General features: G+C 43.2%; 13 protein-coding genes. 10 read left to right on the top strand and 3 right to left on the bottom strand.

All coding sequences use genetic code 11. The features are described from left to right. Positions 1–8 precede the first annotated feature (8 nt). A complete protein-coding gene (locus BM021_RS15500) occupies positions 9–152 on the top strand; it encodes a hypothetical protein (protein WP_177186325.1) in 144 nt (47 codons plus the stop codon). Positions 153–567: 415 nt separating this feature from the next. Here the strand turns inward: BM021_RS15500 and BM021_RS16055 are convergent, their stop codons facing one another. After that, positions 568–855 carry a LysR substrate-binding domain-containing protein gene (locus tag BM021_RS16055; protein ID WP_256207830.1) on the bottom strand — a complete coding sequence of 96 codons (288 nt, stop codon included), beginning with the start codon at positions 853–855 and terminating at the stop codon, positions 568–570. A 170-nt stretch (positions 856–1,025) separates the two neighbouring features. Then, positions 1,026–1,448: a LysR family transcriptional regulator gene (locus BM021_RS16060; RefSeq protein WP_256207831.1), complete on the bottom strand. Its 423-nt coding sequence runs from the start codon at positions 1,446–1,448 to the stop codon at positions 1,026–1,028. Positions 1,449–1,582: 134 nt separating this feature from the next. On the opposite strand from BM021_RS16060, the gene BM021_RS07385 reads away from it, so the two are divergent. The 5 genes from BM021_RS07385 (at position 1,583) to BM021_RS16065 (ending at position 4,204) form a co-directional block, all read left to right on the top strand. Beyond that, positions 1,583–2,242 (top strand): SDR family NAD(P)-dependent oxidoreductase, encoded by a 660-nt coding sequence (locus BM021_RS07385; protein WP_218147832.1) that lies wholly within the window; start codon positions 1,583–1,585, stop codon positions 2,240–2,242. A gap of 134 nt (positions 2,243–2,376) precedes the next feature. Beyond that, positions 2,377–2,628, top strand: coding sequence for a penicillin acylase family protein (locus BM021_RS07390; protein WP_090720399.1), 252 nt, complete (start codon positions 2,377–2,379; stop codon positions 2,626–2,628). A gap of 36 nt (positions 2,629–2,664) precedes the next feature. Then, positions 2,665–3,469 (top strand): IS5 family transposase gene (locus tag BM021_RS07395; protein ID WP_371116242.1). Its coding sequence is split into 2 segments (ribosomal slippage): positions 2,665–2,940 and positions 2,942–3,469, totalling 804 coding nucleotides; the frame shifts between segments, so codons are not numbered across the junction. A gap of 92 nt (positions 3,470–3,561) precedes the next feature. Continuing rightward, positions 3,562–4,032 (top strand): hypothetical protein, encoded by a 471-nt coding sequence (locus BM021_RS07400; protein ID WP_090720401.1) that lies wholly within the window; start codon positions 3,562–3,564, stop codon positions 4,030–4,032. A 37-nt stretch (positions 4,033–4,069) separates the two neighbouring features. Then, the gene (locus BM021_RS16065; protein ID WP_256207832.1) at positions 4,070–4,204 is read left to right on the top strand and encodes a hypothetical protein; all 135 of its coding nucleotides are present in this window, start codon (positions 4,070–4,072) and stop codon (positions 4,202–4,204) included. Positions 4,205–4,542: 338 nt separating this feature from the next. On the opposite strand, the gene BM021_RS07405 is transcribed toward BM021_RS16065, so the two are convergent. Next, positions 4,543–6,105 carry a sigma 54-interacting transcriptional regulator gene (locus tag BM021_RS07405; protein ID WP_090720402.1) on the bottom strand — a complete coding sequence of 521 codons (1,563 nt, stop codon included), beginning with the start codon at positions 6,103–6,105 and terminating at the stop codon, positions 4,543–4,545. Positions 6,106–6,371: 266 nt separating this feature from the next. On the opposite strand from BM021_RS07405, the gene BM021_RS07410 reads away from it, so the two are divergent. The 4 genes from BM021_RS07410 (at position 6,372) to BM021_RS07425 (ending at position 9,979) form a co-directional block, all read left to right on the top strand. Continuing rightward, positions 6,372–7,025: a beta-class carbonic anhydrase gene (locus BM021_RS07410; protein WP_090720403.1), complete on the top strand. Its 654-nt coding sequence runs from the start codon at positions 6,372–6,374 to the stop codon at positions 7,023–7,025. A 101-nt stretch (positions 7,026–7,126) separates the two neighbouring features. After that, positions 7,127–7,369, top strand: a complete 243-nt coding sequence (locus BM021_RS07415; protein WP_090720404.1) for an FmdB family zinc ribbon protein — start codon at positions 7,127–7,129, stop codon at positions 7,367–7,369. A 173-nt stretch (positions 7,370–7,542) separates the two neighbouring features. Next, positions 7,543–9,153 carry a bifunctional protein tyrosine phosphatase family protein/NAD(P)/FAD-dependent oxidoreductase gene (locus tag BM021_RS07420; protein WP_090720405.1) on the top strand — a complete coding sequence of 537 codons (1,611 nt, stop codon included), beginning with the start codon at positions 7,543–7,545 and terminating at the stop codon, positions 9,151–9,153. 4 nt (positions 9,154–9,157) lie between these two features. After that, the gene (locus BM021_RS07425) at positions 9,158–9,979 is read left to right on the top strand and encodes a sulfite exporter TauE/SafE family protein (protein WP_090720406.1); all 822 of its coding nucleotides are present in this window, start codon (positions 9,158–9,160) and stop codon (positions 9,977–9,979) included. Positions 9,980–10,238: the final 259 nt, after the last annotated feature.

Here is a 10,238-nt window from a genome sequence, read left to right on the forward strand (position 1 = left end):
GGATGAAGATGGAATTACCCCGCACACAATATAGTCAGGAATTTCGGAAGGAATCAGTTAAGTTTTTCAAAGAAAGTGGATTGACTCTGGTTGAAGCAGCAAAACGGCTGTCGTTACCCAAGGGGGACACTAGAAAACTGGGTTTATGCTGACAAACGAGGAGAACTCGCTGCAGTAGGCAAGCATCAGAAGCTGCTGACTGAACTTGAGTTAGAGCTATCCAGAGTTAAACGGGAATTAGCAGAAGTGAAGATGGAGCGTGACTTTATAAAAAAGTGTGCGACGTATTTCGCGAAGGGGTCGCGGTGCGACCTATGTTGGATCAGAGGAAAAAATTGTAGGTATACATGGGATAGGTTTTGGGGATGGATTAAATATTTCAGGGTCTTGCTGTGACCTTAAAGTTGGAAGCAACGAAAAAGATTTCGATAATACTGCAGCTTATCCATCCAACCTCTGCAGAAGAATTTGTGATCATGAGGTGAATTGAATTTTTTCAGAGAGAAGACAACAGAACAATTTTATTGTCTCATATTTTGATCGATTGATACCTCAGCAATAAGCCAATCACGGAATGCTAACTTTAGGCATAGTCGAACATTCAGCTCTATACACAATAAAATAGGCTAATGGAGAAGGGCACTTAATCTCGGGAAAAAGTCGAACTAGCCGCCCTGCATTGAGATCATCTTGAGCCATTACATTACGAGCAAGCGCGATCCCGTGCCCATCAACAGCTGATTGCAATACTGCTGCAGAATTATTAATTTTTAGTCCCCGTATCGTTTCTTTTTTTAGAACACAAATTTTCTCAAACCAAGCATCCCACGACACAAAGCCTGCATGAATATCCATTGACAAATCATGAATGAGGGTATGTTTGAGAAGCTCACAAGGCTCCTTAATATCTTGATGTTGGTTTAAGAACGAAGGGAACAAACTGGAAAAACTTCCTCTTCCATTAGTTTTTCTGCAACTAATCCAGCCCAAACGCCAGCACCATAGCGAACACCAATATCTATTCCCTAGGTTACAAAATCAATCAGTTTAAGGTTTGTGTCAAGCCTAACATCAATGTCTGGCCAGAGAGTCTGGAAACGATCAATTCGTTGTAGTAACCACTTAGCAGCGAATGCGGGACTAACAGTAACTGTTAATACGCCATTTGTGGAACCTTCTTGCAGCAAAGAAAGCCCTAAACTCAATTTATCAAATCCAGCACGTATTTCTGGTAAAGCACGTTGAGCTACTTCAGTAGGAATGAGTCTGGCTCTGCCACTAGTATTACGATGAAATAATGGTATTCCTAGCCAATCTTCAAGACTACGCACAAGTTGCCCCACAGCTGCAGGCGTAACATTCAATTCATTTGCTGCTCCAGAAAAACTTTGATGTCTGGCACTCGCTTCGAAAGCACGCATTGCATTCAAATAAATTGGCAATTTCATGAGAAAGTTTTTCTTTCAGTTATTTATAGATTATCTCATTTGTTAGTACACGAATCCAGAGCTAGTATTCATAGTCAGTAGCGTTCGTATAGCAATACCTATATCAATGTTATTACTTCTCACTAAATTTTTTAATGAGTACAGCCATGAATAGTTTTTCTTCTAAAGTTGCAATTATTACGGGTGGTGGTTCAGGTATAGGAAAAGAGGTTGCTATTCGACTAGTGAAAGCAGGAGCCTCTGTTGTCATCGGCGGGCGCGATGAGACCAAACTTAAGCGAGCAGCTGCAGAAATTGACCCAATCGGAGCAAATGTTCGCATTTCCGCAGTAGACATCGCTTCTCCCTCAACTGCCAAATCTCTGGTTGATGTTACAACCCAGACTTTCGGTGGCGTTGATATTTTGATTAACAATGCAGGGGTATTCCTACCCAAACCATTTATTGACCTTTCCGAGTCAGAATATGACTGGTTTCTAGACACAATTCTTAAGGGCAAGTTCTTTATGGCCCAGGCTGCAGCAAAAGCGATGAAACTGCGAGGAGGAGGCTCTATTGTTCAGACTGGCTCTCTATGGGCTTTGCAGGCTATCGGAGCAACTCCTTCTTCAGCCTATTCAGCAGCCAATGCTGGAGTGCATGCATTAACACGCAACCTCGCCATTGAGTTGGCACAGAGTGGCAACAAAGCGAAGGCGAAGCGTTATTTCGAATGCCTGATGAAGATTGCAGGCCAGAGCACCGCACGACCGGAGCTGGCTCAGGCACGTGCATTTCTGGCCGCGAACCCGTAACATCGCTTCATGCTGGGACATCGGCACTTCGTAAGCCAAGCAAGCCGCGCGCCAGTGGAGTGAGCAGAATGCTGCGAATATCCGGCATTCCTTAAATCGTGTACTGCCAGGATTTATTGCTCGGTGGAGTAGATATGCCCCGTGGCCCACTGCCGGGCGATAGTTATATACCGCGCATCCAGTTATCCAATTTTGGCGCTTCACAGCGTTTTGTTGTTGCACTAGGCGAGGAAGAGCAAGGCTATTTCTCGATGCCTGGAGGACAAAGCGGCCACCCGTTTTCACTCTACTACGGCAGTGGTCATGCTGACTGGGTAGCTAACAAGGCAACGACGTTTTGCCTGGGCCGCCTAAGAACCTGTTCAAGATCTATTAAGAATATATGATATTGTAATAATTTCATTGTATTTTTTTGAGATCTAATGGTGTCTGAAGATAATAGAATTTATCCGAGTGATCTGACCCGAGAACAATTTGAAACAGTACGGCCATTGCTTGAAGCGGCTAGAAAGAAGACAAAACCGCGCAAAATTGATCTTTTTCACGTGTTTAATGCAGTTTTGTATTTATTGAAGACAGGCTGTCAGTGGCGAATGTTGCCCAAAGAGTATCCCAAATGGCGTACAGTTCATGAATACTTTACGATTTGGCGCACACCGCAGCAAGGACAAGAACATTGCCTGTTAGAACAGGTTTTAAAAAAAATTGGTTGGAAAGGCCCGTTGTCAACAGGGACGGAAAGAGGAAACCAGCTTTTTAATCGTTGATGCACAAAGTGTAAGTAATACGAATTGTGCAGAACAAAAAGGGTATGATGCGGGCAAGAAAGTTTCAGGTATAAAGCGGCACATTGCTGTAGATATAGAAGGCCTGCCCCATGCAATCGGCATCACAACGGCGAATGTTACTGATCGAACTGGAGCAATTGACATTTTATCAAGCTATCGAGATTCGCTGGGTACTGTAGAGATGGTTTTAGTTGATGGAGGTTACACCGGCCAACCTTTTGCCCAGGGTGTAAAAGAATTGATTGGGGCGAGTGTCCAGGTAGCCAAACGTAACGAACTGAACAAGTTTGAAGTGATACCGAAGCGTTGGGTAGTGGAACGTTCTTTTTCATGGCTGGAAAAATGCCGGAGATTATGGAAAAACTGCGAACGTTTCTTACAGTCATCTCTGGCAATGGTTGCACTTGCATTTATCGCTTTAATCTTAAGAAGATTTTGAACAGGTTCTAAACATATACTCTCTTTACAATCACTCAAAACCGACCAATACTTCATTATTCATATTAATTATTAAGCTTTAAGGAGATCCCAATGAAAAAGATTTATGCGCTTGTATTATGCTTGAGTGTGACTACAGTCATGGCTAAAGATATTGATCAACGCAAAGTACTCCCACTCAATGAAATGCAACGCAATCACATTCTGACCGAGATGCGTGGCTTGCTGCTTGGCACGCAGCAGATACTCCAAGCACTTTCGGAAGAGGATATGATGGCAGTCGCTCGCCATGCCCGTATGCTGGGCATGGAGATGACACATAAGGGAGAGAATCATTTACGTTCCATTTTACCGAAGGATTTCATGCAGCTTGGCATGTCAGTTCATCAAAGTTTTGACCAGATTGCAACCGATGCAGAAACTTTGAAAAATCCCAAACATACTCTGACTCAATTAAGCACTACCATGCAGTACTGTGTTACCTGCCATGCTGCCTATCAGATCGGAACGACCGAGCTACCCGTAGAAACTGAAGCTCACTCCGATCATCATAAGCATCATTAATTGAAAATTAGCACCATGAGTCTGCTTCTGAAAAAATATGTGGCTTACCCAGATCAGCTTGCGTGAAGCATGGTTGTTCTGGTTTAAACCAGGCTGGATCAGTTTCGGCGGACCGGTAGGACAGATTGCCATCATGTACACGGAATTGGTTACGGCGACACTGGATCATTGAAAGGTCAGTAATAAAAAATGCATACAATTGTTTTATTGCTTGCATTTTTGTTATCACTTAACATGTTTATAAACATGATGTGGTATTTACCCATTTGCTATAGCCTAGGCTCTCACTCTCGTCCATCTTCTCCTTTTATCGTGTACTGGCGGCTTACGATCTGAGTTTCTCTGATGGACTCCCGTATATTTCAAACTGCTACTGTAACCCCGGCATAGGCGGGGATTTCCCATTATGGGTTAACAACATCATTCACTATTTGTACTCATAAGCATTAAGAAGAGAAATCAGATAATTATTCATAATTAATGGCATATTATGAATGTGGGTGATGGCTTTTAATCAAGAACACGGAAATCTGCCAAGTTAATATTGTGTTTTTTTAATTTAGCGTAAATTGCACGTGATGTAATTCCCATATTTTCAGAGACTCTCTTTATATTTCCGTGATGTTGTTTCAAAGCTGTTTCTAGAAATGATTTTTCAATTTTGGTAAGAGCATGTTCTTTTTCGTCTTTCCATTCACCAATACCTTTTGTTTTAGTTGGAAGGTCCAAATCCAGTTCAGTCATTTCTTTGCCACTAACAAACAAGATGCTGCGTTCAAGGATGTTTTCCAACTCACGAACATTGCCTGGCCAATGATAAGCTCGTATTTTTTGCATAACTTTACGGCTAACTGATTCAACCTGCTTGTTATATCGCTTGTTCAATCGCTGAATGATCAATTGCACAAGATAAGGTAAGTCTTCTGGTCGTTCGACCAAAGGAGGAATACTTAAACGCACTACATTGATGCGGTAGTATAGGTCATTGCGGAACAGATCCTGCTTAACGAGACTTTCCAGATTCTGATTTGTTGCTGAGATGATTCTTACATCGACCGCCAATGTTTGTTTACCACCAACTCTCTCCAATTCTCCTTCCTGGATTACACGAAGCAATCTGGTTTGTGCTGCTGGTGACAACGAATCGATTTCATCCAAAAACAAAGTGCCGCCTTCGGCTCGTTCAAAATAACCTTGGTGTACTTCGATAGCTCCTGTAAAAGCGCCTTTTTCATGTCCGAACAAGCTGCTTTCAATCAGGCTTTCTGGAATCGCACCGCAATTAATGGCGATGAATGGTTTCTGGGAGCGGTTGCTCATCGCATGGATGGCACGTGCTATCAGTTCTTTACCTACACCTGTTTGACCTTGAATCAGAACCGTTGCCATTGTAGGTGCAATAACCTCGATTGATTGCAGTATTTTCTGCATCATTGGTGATTTTGCGATGATTGCAGGAGGCTGATGTTTTTCTGATACTTGCCTATTTTGTTTCTGCCAAAGCCTCTGCATACTAGTTTCAATTCGGCACTGCAATTCATTCGTATCATTAATTTCCTTGACTGGTGTTGTATCGGTATATTCCATTCCAGTATGCCCTTTTGCTGCATGTGGATTGGTGTAAATGCATACATCACACTTGCCATCCTTGCGGGCTATACTTTTTTTGATTTCAACTTTGGCATAGCCAAAGTTTCTGGCTGCGATACCACCAAATACACTGGAAGTCATCCTACATAATTCAGGAAAGTTGGTAACTTGTTCGCCGAAAGGACAACGGGAATTGGTAACCGTAATACAGTCCTGATTACTGGAAACCAGTGAAAATTTTCCACCGATATTGTTTTTGATGCCGAGTATCAGTTCAGTATAGCTTTCATTATCGAGCTGTTCGCTTTTATGAGTATTTTCTCGATAAGTTTCTTCAAAAAAGCATCCTGCAGTTTTGGCTATATGCTCAATCAACTCTTCACAATGCTTTTGTCCCTGCTGTTCGCTGGCATGCATCAGTTCAAGAATGAAGGTTTGCAAAAAAAAGATCAGTGTTAACTCAGAAAGAGGATTGTTGTTCATGGATTATGAGTGATGTGTGAAGTTAAATTTCACTCATTGAAGCATAGCTTCACTAATATAACAACAAATAAAATTTAATTTATTGTAATCAATAATAAATACTATTTTTATCTTAGTGGCATGGTATTTGCCTGTAATTTTATAGCATCTAAAACTGACAAGATGCGCGGGTTAAATATCCGTTATGAAACCCTTTAGGTTCTACTAAGAAAGTAGATCGTTTTAGGGAAATTAAAATTGCAACTTATTAAAGAGGAGACTCAAAATTGAAAACTCTCAAAGAGGAACTGGATACACGCATCGCCGCGTATGATCACTGGGCACAACGTCGCCGTCATGGACCGGGCGGGCATAATAACCGGAAATTGTGGGTACTGGCTTGTATGGACGAACGCCTACCGATAGATGAAGCGCTCGGTATCCATGTCGATACCCCGGCAGGCCATGGAGATGCACACTGCTTCCGTAATGCCGGAGGAATTGTCACTGACGATGCAATTCGCTCGGCTATGCTGACTTGTAATTTTTTTGGCACCAAGGAAATTGTCATCGTGCAACACACGCAATGCGGCATGTTGTCTGCAAATGCGACTGACCTTGAAAAGGTTTTCCGCGACAAAGGGATCGATACGGATAATATCGTGTTGGATCCGACGCTGCCGGAGCAGAAGCTGGAGAAGGGAGCTTTTGCCAAGTGGATCGGAATGATGGATGACGTGGATGAAACCTGCATGAAGACCATCGAAGCATTTAAAAATCACCCTCTCATTCCCAAGGATGTAGTCATCAGCGGTTGGGTTTGGGAAGTTGAGACACGTCGGTTGAGAGCCCCGACACGAGATGCCGAAAAACGGGCCAGGACTGATGTTACCTCAGCGCAATTCGGTGTCAAAGGCGAGCAGCCATCTCGTTGGAGCTAAGTTCAAGAGAATAAACTTAACAGCGTGACCACTTGTTATGCCAAGTGGTCACATCTTAGCGTTTCTGAGAAATCCCATAATGTAATAAATGAGGATGCCAAATGCCAACTTATGACTACTTGTGTATACAGTGCAAATTCCAATTTGAAGCACGCCATTCAATTAATGCACCCAACCCGGGTTGTTCGGCATGCGGGAGCACGGCAGAAAAAGTGATTCTTTCTGCCCCTGCGATGCATGGCAGCATGACGCGTGGCCGTGATCTGGCCGTGCGCTCGCTACAACCGAAAAATGATCAGGTAAATCACGTACACGCACCCGGGTGCGGATGTAAGCATCATTAGTATTGGATGTGGGTATATCTTCAATGGCTGTTTCATTTCGTATTGGAAATTTAATAACTATTTGATATGTGAATTATTAATGTTTTAAGCCCTTGGCATCGCCTTCTAAAATGTTAATGAACAATGTTCGGTGCTAATACAACTTAAAACCATCCTTATGCAAGGAGAGACAAATGAGCATTGTTACGACAAAAATGGATGAGAAGCTGTCTGTTACCGGTCAGATCAGTGTTGTTGATTTGGCAGAAATAGCAGCAGCGGGGTATAAATCCATTATCTGCAACCGCCCTGATCATGAAGAAGGGGAAACTCAGCCTACCAGTCTGGAATTAGAAAAAGCATCACACATACTTGGAATCAATTTTATTTATTTGCCCATTGAGATTGGTCCAATCTCCCTTAAAAAAATTGAGTCATTCAACAAGCTACTTACTGAATTACCTGGACCAATCCTTGCATTTTGTAGTACTGGCAATCGAACTAGAGCACTATATGAACTGAAAAAACAAGAGAAAACATCCGAAAATAGGGAAGAATCTGTCACGGCAGCAGCTTGTAACTGGGGTAAATCATTTGATATTGTCGTGATAGGGGGTGGCGCAGCAGGAATTGGAGTGACGGCTAGTCTTCTGCACCGCAGACCTGCGCTTCGCATCGCCATCATCGAGTCCAGTGATAAGCATTATTACCAACCTGCCTGGACACTGGTCGGCGGCGGCGCTTTTGACATAGCGCAAACGGTGCGGAACATGGCAGATGTGATTCCTCCGAAGGCAAAATGGATACAAACAGCGGCAACTGGATTTGATCCAGACAACAATTTAGTTAATCTGGCAGATGGTCGGTCAATCGGCTACAGACAACTAATCGTATGTCCTGGTATCCGTTTGGCCTGGGAAAAAATAGAGGGTTTACAGGAAACACTCGGCAAGAACGGCGTCACATCTAACTATCATTTTGATTTGGCGCCTTATACCTGGCAGCTCACAAAAAATCTCAAAAGCGGCAAAGCCTTATTTACGCAACCTATCATGCCGATCAAGTGTGCCGGTGGTCCTCAAAAGGCTATGTATCTTTCATCAGACTACTGGTTGCGCCATCACATACTGGACAATATTGAAGTCGAATTCAATATAGCTGATGCCGTATTGTTCGGTATAGCTAATTTTGTCCCGCCACTGATGGAGTATGTGAAACGTTATCACGCAAAACTAGCATTCAATTCCAATCTGGTAAAGGTTGATGGCACCAACAAAATAGCCATCTTCGACATCAAGGATAACGAGGGAAATGTTACGCGTGTAGAAAAACCTTTTGATATGCTGCACGTGGTACCGCCTCAGGTAGCACCAGATTTCATTAGTAAAAGCCCATTAGCCGATGCTGCCGGATTCTGTGAAGTCAATCCGAAAACATTGCAGCACCCACGTTACTCCAACATCTTCTCTTTGGGAGATGTCTGCTCTTCACCTAATGCCAAAACAGCCGCCGCAGCCAGAAAGCAAATCGTCATAGTGGCGGAGAATCTCCTGGCGGCCAAAGAAGGAGGGGAATTGCTTAATATTTATGATGGTTATGGCGCTTGTCCTCTTACGGTAGAGAATGGCAAGGTGATATTGGCCGAATTTGGTTTTGGCGGTAAGTTATTGCCTACTTTCCCTCTTGATCCGACCGTGCCCAGTCGATTTGCTTGGTTTCTCAAAGTCCACTTATTTCCCTGGTTATACTGGAACGGTATGCTGAAAGGTCGTGAATGGCTCACACGTTCAACAGGCGGAGCTTAATAAAATGGAACCAAACCTAATCAGCATCCTGCTTGGCTCATTCACAGGCGTCGTTCTTGCACTAACAGGGGCTGGCGGTGCCATTATTGCGGTGCCGCTGCTCATGTTCAGCTTGCATCTTACGGTTGCAGAAGCTGCTCCCATTGGTTTACTTGCGGTCGGCTTGTCAGCTGCAATTGGAGCATTGTTGGCATTCAGGCAAAAAATTGTCAGGTACCGGGCAGCTATGCTGATCGCAGCGACAGGTGTGCTGACTGCCCCCATAGGCATATGGGCTGCACAACAGTTGCCAAACGCACCGCTGACCTTGTTGTTTGCCTGTATGTTAATTTATGTTGCTATTCGCATGTTTCACCAGAGCCTGCACGAAAATGACAAAGACGTAAGAATAATGGCTGATCCACCTTGCCGGCTGGATGAAATCGGTGAGCGTTTGGTTTGGAACATCCCTTGCTTTAGAGCATTAGCATTTTCAGGCACGATGGCAGGTTTTCTTTCTGGCTTACTAGGTGTAGGTGGTGGATTTGTAATCGTTCCTACACTCAAGAAAGTCACTAATCTGAACATACAATCCATATCCGCCACATCACTCGCCATTATTGCATTGATTTCTCTGACTGGTGTTGTTTCAGCAATACTGATTGGTGCACTGAAATGGTCGATTGCTTTTCCCTTTTGTGGTGGAACTATCGCAGGAATGTTGGTTGGCAGATTATTCGCTGATCGTTTAGCAGGATATAGATTGCAGCAAAATTTTGCCATTTTAGCAATTTGCGTTGCGACTGGCTTGATTGTCAAAGTGATTTGGAATGCATTTTTTAGTTAGTATTTTCATTTGTCCTTCCCTTTCTGCAGCGATCTCAGCTCTTATAAAAATTCGTTAAATGACAGGAAAACAAAAAATGACGCCCCACATTAAAGCTTTTTTTGATTCAGCAACGTGGACGATAAGTTAGGCTATGTAACAATTAATTATTGAATTGATTGTCCATATTCATTGAGATATAGAAATAGAGGTGTGCCCAATGAAATCAACGGAATTCAAAGCATGGATGAAATCCATTGAACGCATGAGTCGTAATCAG

It is taken from the genome of Nitrosomonas sp. Nm166 (assembly GCF_900112825.1).
GTDB lineage: Bacteria > Pseudomonadota > Gammaproteobacteria > Burkholderiales > Nitrosomonadaceae > Nitrosomonas.